The sequence below is a fragment of the Serratia sp. BNK-33-b genome (assembly GCF_048684565.1).
Taxonomy (GTDB): Bacteria; Pseudomonadota; Gammaproteobacteria; order Enterobacterales; family Enterobacteriaceae; genus Serratia; species Serratia marcescens.
The window spans coordinates 4,328,927-4,343,186 of the sequence record NZ_JBLQTZ010000001.1; the positions used below are offsets into that span (position 1 = coordinate 4,328,927).

15 protein-coding genes and 1 tRNA gene are annotated in these 14,260 nt (G+C 57.5%); 11 read left to right on the forward strand and 5 right to left on the reverse strand.

What is annotated here, in order from left to right; genetic code table 11:
• Window positions 1-176 precede the first annotated feature (176 nt).
• From ACMGGK_RS20915 to ACMGGK_RS20925, 3 genes are read left to right on the forward strand one after another with little or no spacing between them, the layout of a single operon-like run.
• On the forward strand, window positions 177-380 hold the full coding sequence (locus ACMGGK_RS20915) for a YbdD/YjiX family protein (protein WP_004953088.1): 204 nt from the start codon (window positions 177-179) through the stop codon (window positions 378-380).
• Between the two features lie 21 nt (window positions 381-401).
• The gene (gene yjiA, locus ACMGGK_RS20920) at window positions 402-1,370 is read left to right on the forward strand and encodes a GTPase (protein ID WP_143779211.1); all 969 of its coding nucleotides are present in this window, start codon (window positions 402-404) and stop codon (window positions 1,368-1,370) included.
• 51 nt (window positions 1,371-1,421) lie between these two features.
• The gene (locus tag ACMGGK_RS20925) at window positions 1,422-1,844 is read left to right on the forward strand and encodes a hypothetical protein (protein ID WP_049300776.1); all 423 of its coding nucleotides are present in this window, start codon (window positions 1,422-1,424) and stop codon (window positions 1,842-1,844) included.
• 23 nt (window positions 1,845-1,867) lie between these two features.
• Here the strand turns inward: ACMGGK_RS20925 and ACMGGK_RS20930 are convergent, their stop codons facing one another.
• The gene (locus ACMGGK_RS20930; protein WP_193843244.1) at window positions 1,868-2,890 is read right to left on the reverse strand and encodes a LacI family DNA-binding transcriptional regulator; all 1,023 of its coding nucleotides are present in this window, start codon (window positions 2,888-2,890) and stop codon (window positions 1,868-1,870) included.
• 284 nt (window positions 2,891-3,174) lie between these two features.
• Here ACMGGK_RS20930 and ascF point away from each other — a divergent pair, with 284 nt between their 5' ends.
• Window positions 3,175-4,617 (forward strand): PTS cellobiose/arbutin/salicin transporter subunit IIBC, encoded by a 1,443-nt coding sequence (gene ascF / locus ACMGGK_RS20935; RefSeq protein WP_049232400.1) that lies wholly within the window; start codon window positions 3,175-3,177, stop codon window positions 4,615-4,617.
• Window positions 4,618-4,761: 144 nt separating this feature from the next.
• Window positions 4,762-6,192, forward strand: coding sequence for a 6-phospho-beta-glucosidase (locus tag ACMGGK_RS20940; protein WP_420277174.1), 1,431 nt, complete (start codon window positions 4,762-4,764; stop codon window positions 6,190-6,192).
• 15 nt (window positions 6,193-6,207) lie between these two features.
• On the opposite strand, the gene ACMGGK_RS20945 is transcribed toward ACMGGK_RS20940, so the two are convergent.
• Genes ACMGGK_RS20945 through ACMGGK_RS20955 form a run of 3 tightly spaced genes read right to left on the reverse strand, consistent with a single transcriptional unit; the run spans window position 6,208 to window position 7,610 of the window.
• Window positions 6,208-6,627, reverse strand: a complete 420-nt coding sequence (locus tag ACMGGK_RS20945; RefSeq protein ID WP_176063738.1) for a putative T6SS immunity periplasmic lipoprotein — start codon at window positions 6,625-6,627, stop codon at window positions 6,208-6,210.
• Window positions 6,628-6,639: 12 nt separating this feature from the next.
• Window positions 6,640-7,065 carry a putative T6SS immunity periplasmic lipoprotein gene (locus ACMGGK_RS20950; protein WP_176063740.1) on the reverse strand — a complete coding sequence of 142 codons (426 nt, stop codon included), beginning with the start codon at window positions 7,063-7,065 and terminating at the stop codon, window positions 6,640-6,642.
• A gap of 11 nt (window positions 7,066-7,076) precedes the next feature.
• Window positions 7,077-7,610 (reverse strand): hypothetical protein, encoded by a 534-nt coding sequence (locus tag ACMGGK_RS20955; RefSeq protein WP_060430802.1) that lies wholly within the window; start codon window positions 7,608-7,610, stop codon window positions 7,077-7,079.
• 400 nt (window positions 7,611-8,010) lie between these two features.
• Between ACMGGK_RS20955 and ACMGGK_RS20960 the strand changes: the two genes are divergently transcribed.
• The 3 genes from ACMGGK_RS20960 (at window position 8,011) to ACMGGK_RS20970 (ending at window position 9,804) form a co-directional block, all read left to right on the forward strand.
• The gene (locus ACMGGK_RS20960; protein WP_254900153.1) at window positions 8,011-8,253 is read left to right on the forward strand and encodes an ash family protein; all 243 of its coding nucleotides are present in this window, start codon (window positions 8,011-8,013) and stop codon (window positions 8,251-8,253) included.
• Window positions 8,148-8,456 (forward strand): hypothetical protein, encoded by a 309-nt coding sequence (locus tag ACMGGK_RS20965; RefSeq protein WP_176063741.1) that lies wholly within the window; start codon window positions 8,148-8,150, stop codon window positions 8,454-8,456. Before ACMGGK_RS20960 ends, ACMGGK_RS20965 begins: the two co-directional genes overlap by 106 nt.
• A gap of 223 nt (window positions 8,457-8,679) precedes the next feature.
• On the forward strand, window positions 8,680-9,804 hold the full coding sequence (locus tag ACMGGK_RS20970) for an HNH endonuclease (protein ID WP_254900154.1): 1,125 nt from the start codon (window positions 8,680-8,682) through the stop codon (window positions 9,802-9,804).
• 455 nt (window positions 9,805-10,259) lie between these two features.
• Here the strand turns inward: ACMGGK_RS20970 and ACMGGK_RS20975 are convergent.
• Window positions 10,260-10,344 (reverse strand) — tRNA-Leu (locus tag ACMGGK_RS20975).
• Between the two features lie 279 nt (window positions 10,345-10,623).
• On the opposite strand from ACMGGK_RS20975, the gene deoC reads away from it, so the two are divergent.
• The 3 genes from deoC (at window position 10,624) to fucP (ending at window position 14,260) form a co-directional block, all read left to right on the forward strand.
• Window positions 10,624-11,337, forward strand: coding sequence for a deoxyribose-phosphate aldolase (gene deoC, locus ACMGGK_RS20980; protein WP_337055618.1), 714 nt, complete (start codon window positions 10,624-10,626; stop codon window positions 11,335-11,337).
• 65 nt (window positions 11,338-11,402) lie between these two features.
• Entirely contained in the window at window positions 11,403-12,932 is a 1,530-nt protein-coding gene (locus ACMGGK_RS20985) for a xylulokinase (protein WP_206195126.1), read from the forward strand.
• On the forward strand, window positions 12,929-14,260 hold the full coding sequence (gene fucP / locus ACMGGK_RS20990) for an L-fucose:H+ symporter permease (protein ID WP_176063747.1): 1,332 nt from the start codon (window positions 12,929-12,931) through the stop codon (window positions 14,258-14,260). Before ACMGGK_RS20985 ends, fucP begins: the two co-directional genes overlap by 4 nt.

Sequence of the window (14,260 nt, forward strand, 5' to 3'; positions counted from 1 at the left end):
TCGGTAGGGAACCGATTTGAACAGCGTTTACGCTGGCCCAAAGGGTGAGCCTCAGGGATGAGGCTCATTAATCCCCAGGAGCTTACTCAAGTAAGTGACTGGGGTTCGGGAGTGCAGCCAACACCGCTGCGGTTCGAAAGACGAAGGGTAAGCAGGGTATTTGGGAGTAAGAAACTATGTTCGGAAATCTCGGCCAGGCGGGGAAGTACCTCGGGCAGGCGGCGCGCATGTTGGTGGGCGTGCCTGACTACGATACCTACGTCCAGCACATGAAAGACAACCACCCGGACAAGCCGGTGATGACCTATAAAGAATTTTTCCGCGAGCGCCAGCAAGCGCGCTACGGCGGCGACGGCAAAGGCGGCATGCGCTGCTGTTAACCCGCAGTCACAAGGATCCGTATGAAACCCATTGCAGTCACCATCCTGACCGGCTTTTTGGGCGCCGGCAAAACCACCCTGCTGCGCCACATCCTGAACGCCGAACACGGCTATAAAATCGCGGTCATCGAGAATGAGTTCGGCGAAGTGCCGATCGACGACGCGCTGATCGGCGATCGCGCCAGCCGCATCACTACCTTGAGCAACGGCTGCATCTGCTGCAGCAAGTCCAACGAACTGGCGGACGCGCTGCTGGATCTGCTGGACGGCGTCGACAGCGGCCAACTGGCGTTCGACCGGCTGATCATCGAATGCACCGGCATGGCCGATCCCGGCCCGATTACCCAGACCTTTTTCTCGCACGAGATCCTGTGCGAGCGCTTCCTGCTGGACGGCATCATCACCCTGGTGGACGCGGCGCACGCCGAGCAGCAGCTGAGCCAGTTCAGCATCGCCCAGGCGCAGGTGGGCTACGCCGACCGCCTCCTGCTGACCAAAACCGACGTGGCGCCGGACTGCGAGGCGCTGATCCAGCGGCTGCAGCGGATGAACGCCCGCGCGCCGGTCTACCAGGTGACGCACGGCGACATCGATCTGAGCGTGCTGTTCGACATCGAAGGCTTTACGCTGAACGACAAACTCAACCTGACGCCGCCCGCCCCGCTGTTCCGCCGCATCCCGCAGCCGCAGAGCGACATCCGCTCAATTGTCGTGACGCTGGAGCGCCCGCTGCCGCTGATGCAAATCTCCGAAGTAATGGAAGGCCTGCTGCTGGAATACGCCGACAACCTGCTGCGCTACAAAGGCATTCTGTCCATCGAAAACGAACCGCGCCGCCTGCTGTTCCAGGGCGTGCAACGGCTGTATAACGCCGACTGGGATCGGGAGTGGCTGCCGGAGGAAGAGCGCAAGAGCACCTTGGTATTTATTGGCGTGGATCTGCCGGAGGAGGAGATTCGGGGAAGGATTGGGGGGGTTGGGGTAAGATAAACCATTCCCCAGGCCAACACGGCCCATATCCAGCAAACTCAAGGATGAACGATGGCAAACAACGTGATGATAGTAGGATTAAAGGCGCTTAACCTGTGCGCGAGCGCCTATATCGTCATCAAACTGAGCACGGTGTTAGCCATCGGCATCATGTTTCTTATTGTCTCTTACGCCGGCGTGGAGGACGTTGGGCTGTCCAATCTCCTCGCCGGGGCGCTCATCATCCTGCCGCTGTTGGTCGTCGTCGGTGGCACGCTTATCGTCTGCGCCGTCGCCGCCTATCTCAACCTAAAGGCGCCCTATCGTAAAAAAGCGCTGTTCTTTAGCCTGCTGTTGGGCAGCATCTCTGCGGTTGGCCTGCTGCTGCCCTACACACGCGAGTTCGCGCTATCCACGGCACTTGCCAGCGCCCTGGCATTGGGCAGCGCGCTGGGGATTTTTGCTTTGTCGAAGAGGCGGGTTCAAGCGTTGTAGCGCCTGAAAAAGACGGGTAGCGATTATGCCTTTCCCCAATACGGCCCCGCCGCCACCGACTCGCGCTCGATCAGGCTGGCCGGGAAGCTGGGGCGCTTGCGGAGCTCGCCGCCGTCCAGCATCGACAGCAGGCGGTTGACGGTCTCCTGGATCATCTCGGTGACCGGCATCTTCATGCTCGACAGCGACGGCACGGTATAGGGTGCCAATGGGATGTCGTCGAAGCCGATCACCGATACCGCCTCCGGCACCGCCACGCCGCGCTCCGCCAGCCGCTTCATCGCGCCGATGGCCATTTCGTCGTTGCCGGCGACGATGGCGCTGAACGGCTGCCCGCCGGCCAGCAGCGCATCGACCGCCGCCACGCCGCTTTGCGCGTGCCATTTCCCTTCGACGATCAGCGCCTCGTTAACCGCAATGCCCTGCTGCGCCAGCGCGGATTTATAGCCGGAAAGACGCTCCAGCCCGGTAGGGGAATCGAGCGAGCCGGTGATAAAGGCGATGTCGCGATGCCCGCGCGCGATCAGGTGCGCCACCGCCGCCGCGCCGGCGGCGTGCTGATCGCTGAAGATGCAGTAGCTGTCGTTCAGCCGCAGCCGCCGGTTGATCACCAGAATCGGCTGGCGGTGTTGGGAGACGATCTCGTCCATTTCCGCGATCGACAGAAAACGCGGGTAGATGATCACCCCGTCGCAGCGCAGATCCAGCAAAAACTGAATGGCGGCCCGCTCCTCTTCGGCGGTGTGCTTGCCGTCCGCCAGGATCAGTTGGCGGCCGTTCGCCTCCATGATGCGCGCCGACTGCGCCATCAGTTCGCTGAAATAGTTGCCGCTGTAGAGGGTGTTGGTGACCACCAGGCCGAGGGTTTGGGTGGTGTTGGTCGCCAGGCTGCGCGCCAGCAGGTTGGGCCGATAGCCGGTTTCCGCGATGGCTTTATCCACCAATGCGCGTTTCTCCTCGCTGACATAGCCGCTGCCGGACAAAACGCGCGACACCGTCGCCTTTGAAACGCCGGCCTTTTTCGCCACCTCGAGTATCGTTGCCATCTGTGCGCCGCCAAAATCCATGGGTTCAGCGCAGTCTACCCAAGACGCCCGATGTTTGGAACGTTTTCACGCCCCTGCACATCAGTATGCGCTTACCCCTAACGATCCAGATCACGAAAACGCAACGCCAAAAACCATAGTTCTTGCCAACAGCAAAACACCAATACATGATTTTGTGAAACCGGTTTCTTATGGGCGTTTCATACGGATGGAACGACGGATCGCCCAGGCAGTAAATATTCGCCTTTGGGCTATCCGAATTGCTATCTGAGAGACGACACGCCATGCCGAAGAACTACGCAGAGATCTCGCACGCTATCGTGGCCGCCCTGGGCGGCGCGGGCAATATCGAGGCCGTGACCCACTGCATGACCCGCCTGAGATTCGTGGTGAAAGACAAAGCGCGGATCGACACGCCGGCGCTGAAGGCCATCGACGGCGTGCTGGGCGTGGTGCACAGCGGCGAGCAGTGCCAGGTGATCATCGGCAACGAGGTGGCCAAGGCCTATCAGGCGGTGCTGGCGCTCGGCATGCCGGGCGCGGCGGCCCCCGCCGCCCCGGTGAAACGCCAGCTTACCCTGAAGGGCATCGGCGCCGGCATTCTCGACGCGCTGGTGGGCACCATGTCGCCCCTGATCCCCGCCATCATCGGCGGCTCGATGGTGAAGCTGCTGGCGATGATCCTGGACATGGCCGGGGTATTCGAGAAAGGCTCCTCGACCCTCGTCATCCTCAACGTGATCGGCGACGGCGCGTTCTTCTTCCTGCCGGTGATGGTCGCCGCCTCGGCGGCGCTGAAGTTCAAAACCAACATGTCATTGGCGATCGCCATCGCCGGGGTGCTGGTGCATCCCAACTTTATCGATCTGATGGCCAAGGCGGCGCAGGGCCAGGCGGTGGAATTCGCCTTCATCCCGGTGACGGCGGTGAAATACACCTACACGGTGATCCCGGCGTTGGTGATGACCTGGATCCTGTCGCACATCGAACGCGGGGTGGATCGCATCACCCCGGCGGTGACCAAGAACTTCCTCAAGCCAATGCTGATCGTGCTGATCGCCGCGCCGATCGCCATTCTGCTTATCGGCCCGCTCGGCATCTGGATCGGCAGCGGCATTTCGGCGCTGGTCTACACCGTGCATGGCTACCTGGGCTGGCTTTCCGTGGCCATCATGGGGGCGATTTGGCCGCTGCTGGTGATCACCGGCATGCACCGGGTGTTCACCCCGACCATCATCCAGACCATCGCCGAGACCGGCAAAGAGGGCATGGTGATGCCTTCGGAGATCGGCGCCAACCTGTCGCTGGGCGGCGCTTCGCTGGCGGTGGCGCTGAAAACCAAGAACCGCGAGCTGCGCCAGACCGCGCTGGCCGCCGCCGCCTCCGCCATCGTGGCGGGGATTTCCGAACCGGCGCTGTACGGCGTGGCGGTGCGCCTGAAACGGCCGCTGATCGCCAGCCTGATCAGCGGCTTCGTCTGCGGCGCGGTCGCCGGCATCGGCGGGCTGGCCAGCCATTCGATGGCCTCGCCCGGGCTGTTCACCAGCGTGCAGTTCTTCGATCCGGCCAACCCGATGAGCATCGTGTGGGTGGTGGCGGTGATGGCGCTCTCGGTGGTGCTGTCGTTCGCGCTCACGCTGATGCTGGGCTTCGAGGATCTGCCGGAAAACGCCGCCGCGCCCGGCCAAACCGCACCGGCGGCGAACGCCGCCAGCGCAACGCATTAACGTATATTTATACCCTAAATAGTTGGAGCGGCATCAAGGCGGCAAGAGAGCGAATCCCGATGAGCTTACACAAGTAAGTGATTCGGGTGAGTGAACACAGCCAACACGGATGCAGCTTCAAGTATGACGGGTATTGAGGATTGCATGTCTGACTCAACATTCCCTAAAGGATTTTTATGGGGCGGCGCTTTGGCCGCCAACCAGGCGGAAGGCGGCTATCGCGAGGGCGGCAAAGGGCTGACCACCGTCGATATGATCCCGCACGGCGCCAACCGCATGGCGGTCAAACTCGGGCTGGAGAAGCGCTTTAACCTGCGCGACGACGAGTTTTACCCCAGCCACGACGCCATCGATTTCTACCACCGCTACCGCGACGACATCGCGCTGATGGCGGAGATGGGCTTTACCGTGTTCCGCACCTCCATCGCCTGGAGCCGCATCTACCCCAACGGCGACGAGCTGATGCCCAACCCCGAAGGCATCGCCTTCTACCGCAGCCTGTTCGAAGAGTGCCGCCAATACGGCATCGAGCCGCTGGTCACCCTGTGCCATTTCGACGTGCCGATGCACCTGGTGACCGAATACGGCTCCTGGCGCAGCCGCAGGATGGTGGAATTTTTCACCCGCTACGCCCGCACCTGCTTCGAAGCCTTCGACGGGCTGGTGAAATACTGGCTCACCTTCAACGAGATCAACATCCTGCTGCACAGCCCGTTCTCCGGCGCCGGGCTGGTGTTTGAAGCGGACGAAAACCCCGAACAGGTGAAATACCAGGCCGCGCACCACGAACTGGTGGCCAGCGCGCTGGCGACGCGCATCGCCCACGAAGTGAACACCGCCAATCAGGTGGGCTGCATGCTGGCCGGCGGCAACTTCTACCCGTGGTCCAGCAAGCCGGAAGACGTGTGGGCCGCGCTGGAGAAAGACCGCGAGAACCTGTTCTTTATCGACGTGCAGGCGCGCGGCGCTTACCCCTCCTACGCCGCCCGCGTCTTCCGCGAGAAAGGCGTGAACATCGCGATGGCGCCGGAAGACGCCGACATCCTGAAGCACACCGTCGACTTCGTCTCCTTCAGCTACTACGCCTCGCGCTGCGCCTCCGCCGACATGAACGACAACAACAGCAGCGCCGCCAACGTGGTGAAATCGCTGGCGAACCCGCACGTGCCGCGCAGCGACTGGGGCTGGGGCATCGATCCGCTGGGGCTGCGCATCACCATGAACATGATGTACGACCGCTACCAAAAGCCGCTGTTCCTGGTGGAAAACGGCCTGGGCGCACACGACGAGCTCAATGCCGCAGGCGAGATTGAGGACGACTACCGCATCAGTTACCTGCGCGAACACATCCGTGCCATGGCCGACGCCATCGCCGACGGCGTGCCGGTACTGGGTTACACCACCTGGGGCTGCATCGACCTGGTGGCCGCCTCGACCGGCGAAATGAGCAAGCGCTACGGCTTTGTCTACGTCGACCGCGACGACCAGGGCAACGGCACCCTCGCCCGCACCCGCAAGAAATCGTTCTGGTGGTATAAGAAAGTGATCGCCAGCAATGGGGAGGATTTGGGGTAGGTTGGGGCGGTGGGGTTAGCGTGGGGTGCGGAGGGCTTCCAACCTAAGTTGATTGCCTTCCTGCTGCACAACGAATTCGGCGACAAATTCACGTGCAGAGGGGAACTCACCTGCCTGTTCTTTCTTCTGGGAGACCAGCTTCACGGAGAAATGGTATTGCTGCCCCGGCGTAAATACGTAGCCCTCATCAGGGACGCACTGATTGGGGGCGACATCCCGCAGCGGATCGAAGAATTTGAACGTGCGGCTCAGCGCCTCATCCAATCGGTAGATCGAGATGCCCGCGAGCTTTTCGTCTCCCTGCGGCTGAACGGTGATGCATACTTTGCCCTCACGCAGGCCGGCGGTAGCGGGATAGTCTACGGGGATACGCTCGCCTATCGACGGACAGCCGGCGAGCAGGAAGGGGAATGCGAGGGGGAAGATCCGTTTCATTTTGTCTCTGCGTTATCTGCTGCCCTGTGTGATATTTTCAATTTCGTAAACACCATTGAGCTTTGTCACTTTGAAGTGAGCAATAAAGGCCCTGCCGGAAACATCCTGCAGGTTTCTGCGCTTCTCAATCGGCACAAAATTTAGCCTCATGCTGTAGGTATGATTTTCCTGAAACGGGTAATCGTTCTGCGTAACGCAAATACCCTTTTTAAGATCCTGATTCCCCACCTCAATCAATTTCTCATCAGCATCACCACTGAGATAGAGCGTATCTGGCCTTTCGTTTTCCTTTGGTGAAGGATAGATACAGATGTCTCCATTCTCTTTAGCATGGGCGGCGATAGGGATATCCGGCGCATAGCGCTGATCGAGACGATCGCCTACACAGGCGCTTAGCAAGGTCACACCAACAACGGCACAGAACAGTCTCGCCTTCATAATCAATCCTCTTACTTGTAAGGAAAACCGACTAACACTTTCTCATATTTTTCTTTTACTTTTCTCACATCGGCATAGTCATTACCGCTGTATGTCACTTCCTTGCCGAAGCGATTTCTCCAAACAGCATAACCTGAGGAGGTCAACAAATGATAATCAGCAACGATCTGAGCCTGTTGCTCCATAGCGTAGTTCTTTAGGAGTTTGGAGCCATCCAGTTCATAACTGTAATTTGCCAACCAACTGTAGAGGCCTCGGGTCTTAACCCACATACCACGCTGGTATTGCCAAACATGAACCATTTCATGGATGAAAAGATGTTTATGACTATACCCTTCCTTTGAGAAATCGGGCACGTACCAGTCTCTAAAATACAGCTCACCATTGGGTGACATCGCAGTGTTTCGATTTTGTAAGCCAAAGGGGAAATAGCTATCGTGATGAACCCAGACTTTCCCATAAATAATTGAACCACCAAATACCGACTTCGCAAGGCCGATCTCCCCGGAGGTTAATAGCCTTAAAGCCCCCTCTTTCTTTTCCATCGTAGTGCATCCCTGTCATTATTTTAAAAAACTCACTACCGCGAGTATTAACAAAGAGGTTGATAATAGCACCCTAGGTACACAGGATAAACATTCAACCATTCTTTTTACATTCATTCACCTCAACGTATTTCGTGACAACAAAATTCACAGATTTAATAATTCATTTAGCAAATGAATTATCCTAACTGATTAGCCTGAATTAAAATTTAATAACTGCGATATGCATTCCAACCTCATGAGTAAACAGCCTGTAATTCCATACAGCTTATTTTTTCCTTTTACTGATAACGCTATAGTTTTTCCGCTGCGGCAAAATCCGCAGCCGGAGTTAGCGTTCCGAACACTTACACAAGGCAGCATTATGTATATAATGTTGGGGCTTTAAACATCCAGAATTATGGTGGCCCAAGTGGGGGCTTCGCAAGAAGCGCCGGTTTCCTTTGTGTCCGGTAACGCTAACTCCGCTTGGGCTACCACCATGGGTTTAGCGTCTCATGTGGTAGTACGCATACTACACACTAAGGATAAAGACACATGGAAAATGTCGCCATCACCGAAAATACCACAAGCACCCTCACCCTTTATCGCCAACTGTTTAACCACCTCGATCTCAGCGCTTTTAACCCTTCAGAACTTTTAGACCTGGCCGCACTTTCTGCCGAACAGGCGGAAGGTTTGTGCCACGGCCTGATGCTATTCGGCCATTTACTGCAAAAGCACCCACAGCTGGACACTGAAGGCTGGGAACAGCTGAATCACTATCTCAACGCTACAGCGCATCTGGTTCCTGCGCTGTGTAACCTTTATGGGCGGGCGTTGCGGGAGATGGAAGCCTGCGGCTAACGTAAATGGCAATCAGGGCGATGCTCATCGCCCTTCCCACCCACGATTTCCAATAGATCTGGCTGACATATCACAACAAAAGCATTCATCAAGGTAGGCATTTCCTCCCCTACCTGGCATAGTTAACGCATTCGGTAAATCGATGAGTTAACTGCTGGGTATTGATGCATACTGCTCTCGTCAGCAAGCACATTGCCCAGAGCCTACTCGGTAATATGAGGGAGTGGTTTTGGCAACTGCAATAGAGGCGTTATCTTCAAAAGAATCCGTTTTAAAAGCGATCGAAGAATATAAAAAAATTGGCCGAGATGCGTTCTTAAAACAACATGAAATAAAACGATTAAAAAAATACACCCTTCTTTATAATGGCGAGAAGTACGATATCCGCGGCATTGCCGCTAGAGCATACAGTGAGCAGCATGGTTATCCGTTTAAAGGAATCAATGCCGATAGTGGAACGGAAAAAGCCATCCAATTTCTCAAAGACCTCGGTTTTGAGATCGTCGAAACGCCACATCCTTTTGACTATTTAACCGAAGGCAAACTGTACACACGCAAAGCGCTTATCGAGCTTTACGGCGGACAGCTGCAAGGCGGTATCTGGACCCCGCGGGAATTCCCAGTAATCTTTATCTTCACCGGAGAAAGCGGCGAAACCTACGGCTATAAAGATGGATGGACAGCTGAAGGCAGCTTCTCTTATACGGGGGAAGGCCAAAAAGGCGATATGGAATTTATTCGGGGTAATAAATCCATCCGCGATCATAAGAAAGACGGCAAAGATATCTTCCTGTTCGAAGACAACAAGAAAGAAAAAGGCGTTCGCTATCTTGGCATGTTTGAGTGCGACTCTTGGGATCATATTCAGTGCTTAGACTTAGAAAATAACATGCGCCAAGGCATTACCTTTAACCTGTTCAAAGTCTCATCACTGCACGCGGTTGAAGAAGATGCAGACACCGATGAAGCCGATACGCAGACAGAAACGCTCGAACAGTTACGCAAGAAGGCACTGCAGTCCTCAAAGCAATCGGGCCAGCGCCAACAGAGCGACAGCAAAAAATCCTGGTTCAAACGCAGCGAAGACGTAAAAAAATACGTGCTCAAGCGCGCCAATGGCACCTGCGAAGCCTGCGACCAACCTGCACCGTTCATGAAAAGGAACGGCGAGCCCTACCTCGAACCCCATCACACTAAACGCCTAGCCGACGAAGGCCCCGATCACCCGCAGTGGGTGGGTGCTATCTGCCCGACTTGCCATCGACGGATTCATAGCGGAGTGGATGGGAAAGAGGTGAATAAGAAGTTGATGGTGAAGTTGGAGTTGAAAGAAGCTGACGTTATATAGTTCAGCCTGGACTGCCCCCCCTTATAGGCTGTAAATGCAAAATACAGCTCATAGGGTGTTTTATTATCAATACAGCTTATAAGCTGTTATATGAAGAGTAAACCAGCTGCGGAACGGAGTGCTGACACTTACACCATACGCGATAGCCCTGACAAAGTTTACTCTGGGGCATTGGCGGTCTTCTTCTCTGGTGCTCATCAGCGCAGATCGCATTAATACCTGCGAGCTCCCTACCTCCATCCTGGAATGCCTTGATCCAACAGTTCCCAATAAAACGCAATTTTGATATTCAATATCAATTAGATAGGAATTAGCAAAACATCAGGAAGATCCGGTTTTTACGGGGATGGGGAATGCGTCAATCTAAAGTGAAAATGGGCGAGGTAGTTACAGAAAGCAGATTCCAGACACAAAAAAACCACCTCTCGGTGGCTTTTTGTTCGCGCGGTACTTAATGGTGCCGAAGGCCGGACTCGAACCGGCACGTATCTCTACGGTTGATTTTGAATCAACTGCGTCTACCGATTTCGCCACTTCGGCACTGAAGTAGTATGCGGAAAACGGGTGCATTATACCTTCCCGCGATCGGTACGCAAGAGTTATCAGGCATTCAATGAGTTAAATGTTGAAAAAAGCGTCACAATCCCCGTTTACCCTCTTATTGCGGCGTTTACCGCATCTTCCTCCCGCTCTTTCACGCCCCTCACCACAAAACCGCAGAACAGATCACAATTTCACCAAGTGATGATTTTAAAGCCATATGAAAGAGAATAAGGTGAATAAATAAAATCAAATGAAAATAAAAGAAGGATAAACGCAATGAATGAAACAACCAGACGCATGGCCAGGTTGATCGATCTGAGCGCGGTGCAGGCCACTAATACCGAGGAAGACGTGCGTCACTGCGCCGCGCTGGCCAGCCGCTATCGCATCATCTCGGTGCACGTGCTGCCGTGCTGGACGCGTTTCCTCAGCACCCTGCTGCCGGAGCGCGGCCAGGCAGATGTGATGATTGGCGGGCCGGTCGGCTTTCCCGGCGGTGGGCAGACCACCGATCTCAAGGTGCAGGAGGTGCGCCAGCTGATCGCCGAGGGCGCGCGCGAGGTCGATATGGTGGTGAACATCGGTAAGGTGCTGTCGGGGGATTACGGCTACGTGCGTGAAGATCTGCGCCGGGTAGTCGAGGCCGCCGCACCGGTGCCGACCAAAGTCATTCTGGAGACGCACTATCTGAACGAGCAACAGATCCGTCGGGTGTGCGACATCGCGGTCGAGGTCGGCATGGCCTGGGTGAAAACCTCCACCGGCTGGGCACCGACCGGCGCCACGGTAGAGAAAGTGGCGATCATCGCCGATCAGTTGCGTGGCCGCATCCAGATCAAAGGGGCCGGCGGTATTCGCGATCTGGACACGGTGCGCGCGTTGTTTCGGCTGGGCGTACGCCGCTTTGGCATGAGCGCGGCGGCCACCCAGCGCGTGCTGGAGCAGCTCGAACAGGATCCAGGCCTGTTCCCGGAACTGAACGATAACTAATCTTGCGCGATCCCAGCGCACGCTTCTGCGGGTGGCCCGCGCCATCCGCCACGGGAGTGATAACAATGAAAGATTTACTTCTTACCCTTGATATTGGCACCGGCAGCACCCGCGCCGGGCTGGTCACCAACACCGGGGAAATCCTTGGCTTCGCGCAGCGCGAGTACGAGCAGATCACGCCGCAAGCCGGTTGGTCGGAACAACCGCCTTCACTGTGGTGGCAGTGCGTCTGCCAGTGTACGCAGGAGCTGCACGCGCGCTACGCCGAATACTGGCCGCGTATCGCCGCCGTCGGTGCCTGCGGGCAGATGCACGGCACGGTCTTGCTCGATGCCGATGGCGAGCTGGTCGTCGATCGCGCCATGCTGTGGAACGACAAACGAGCGCAGCCGCAGGTGGCGCGCTTTAGCAACCAACAGCCGCCGCAGCTCTGGTTGAAACTGTTGAACAATCCCCCTACCGCCGCCTGGCCGGCGTTCAAGCTGGCCTGGCTGCGCGAGCATCATCCATCGCAGTGGGAGCGCATCGCCACGGTGTTGATGCCGAAGGATTACGTCAATTTCCGGCTCTGCGGCGTACGCGCCACCGACTACAGCGAAGCCTCCTGCTATTACCTGATGGACAGCGCCACGCTGCAGTGGTCGCCAGAGGCGCTGCGGCAGTTCGGGCTGCGCGCCGATCAGCTACCCGCCATCCATCTTTCCAGCGAGGTGATTGGCCACATTACGCCCGCAGCGGCAAGCGTTACCGGTCTGCCACCGGGGGTGCCGGTGGTAGCGGGCACGGCGGATATGGCCGCTACCCTGCTCGGTTCCGGCGTCTATCAGGCCGGCATCGCTTCCGACAGCACCGGCACCTCCACGCTGCTCACCGTGGTCTCGGAACACCCGCTGCTCTCTGCCAACGTCAACAACCTGCACCTGGCCAACTCGGCCTGGGGCGGTTTTACCCTGCTCGATGCCGGTGGCGACGCCATGCGCTGGGCGCGTTCGGCGCTGAGCGCCAGCCAACTCAACCATCAGCAGATGCTCGATATGGCGGCCGAGGTGCCGCCGGGTGCCGAAGGGCTGCTGTTCCTGCCTTACCTGACCGGCGAGCGGCTGGCGGAACACACCAACTCGCGCGCGCAGTTCTTCGGCCTGCAGCGCAAGCATAGGCAGGCGCACCTCTACCGCGCGGTACTGGAAGGCGTAGCGCTGGCCTCCCTGCGTAATCTGCAGCAGCTCAGGCGCCACGCGCAGGAACCGGAGGCAATGATCGCTTCGGGTGGTGGCGCACGTAGCCCGCTGTGGCTGCAGATCAAGGCCTCCGTCTACAACCTGCCGCTACTGCAAACGCGCAATCAGGAGAACGGCACTACCGGCTGCGCGATAGTCGCCGGGGTCGGCGTCGGGTTGTTCAGCAGTTTCGCCCAGGGGGTGAGCCGCACCGTCAGCATCGAGCGCGAATTTACCCCCGATCTGCGCCAACACGAACACTACCTGCGCTGCTTCGAGCTGTTCGAACAGCTCTACCGCCAGGCGCAACCCCTCTACGAACAGCTTGACGTTATTAGCTCGTTCTCTTTTTCTCCGGATGAAGGAACACCGCAATGAGCGACTCTCTGATTAACAAAGGCGACGTGGCGCAACACGCCGCGGCCGAAAACATCGACCGCAGCGCCTATCTGCCCGCCACGCCCTGGCTGCAGCTGATGCTGGTCTGCTGCCTGTTCGCCCTGTGGGGCATGGCCGGCAACCTGAACGACATCCTGATCGCCCAGTTCAAGAAGGGGTTCGATCTGTCGGATACCCAAACCGCGCTGGTGCAATCGATCTTCTTCCTCGGCTACTTCGTGATGGCTCTGCCCGCCGCGGCGGTGATCAAACGCTACTCGTACAAGGTGGCGATCGTGATCGGCCTGTGCCTGTACGCTCTCGGCTGTTTCCTGTTTATCCCGGCAGCGCAGATCATGACCTACGGCGCCTTCCTGGCCTGCCTGGGAGTGATCGCCACCGGGCTGTCGTTCCTGGAAACCTCCGCCAATACCTACTCCAGCCTGCTGGGGCCGCTGGAAACCTCCACCCAGCGCATCAACTTTTCGCAGATCTTCAACTCGCTGGGGATCATTTTTGGCGTATTGATCGGCCAGCAGCTGGTATTCGGCAAAAACGATCCCAGCCACGCCGAGCTGCTGCAGATGCCACCGGCGGCGGCCGAAGCGGCACGCACCCAGATGGTGTCGCAGGTAGTCACACCTTATCTGATCATCGGCAGCGTGCTGATCGTGCTGGCGCTGATCTTCGTGGCGGTGAAATTCCCCGCCTGCAAAACCCAACGCTCACATCAGGGAGCGGGCAAGCCGCTGATGCAATCGCTGAAGATCCTGCTGGCGCTGCCGCGCTTCCGATTGGGGGTGCTGTCGCAGTTCCTGTATGTCGGCGCGCAGGTAGGGCTTTGGAGCTTCACCATTCGTTTTGTGCAGATGATTGAACAGGGGGCAAGCGAGCATTCGGCCACCTACTGGCTGTTGGCCACGCTGGTCTGCTACTCGGCCGGCAAGGTGGTCACCACCGCGCTGATGAAAAAGTTCAGCCCGGCGCGGTTGCTCGGCGTGTTCTGTTCGGTATGCGTGCTGCTGTTGCTGCTGGCCATCAACATTCAAAGCCTGCTGGCGGTGGTGGCGATCATGGGCGTCAACTTCTGTATGGCGTTGTGCTGGCCAACCAACTTTGGCCTGACGATCAAAGGGCTGGGCGAAGAAACTCAGGTGGCCGGCTCGATCGTGGTGATGTCGATCATCGGTGGCGCGGTAGTGCCATTAATCATGGGCATCATCTCCGATCTCAACGGCGGCGATATGCAGATCGCCTTCGCAGTGCCGCTGGTCTGCTTCGCCTACGTCGCCTTCTATGGCTTCTACTGCGCGCGCAAGGGGATTTGA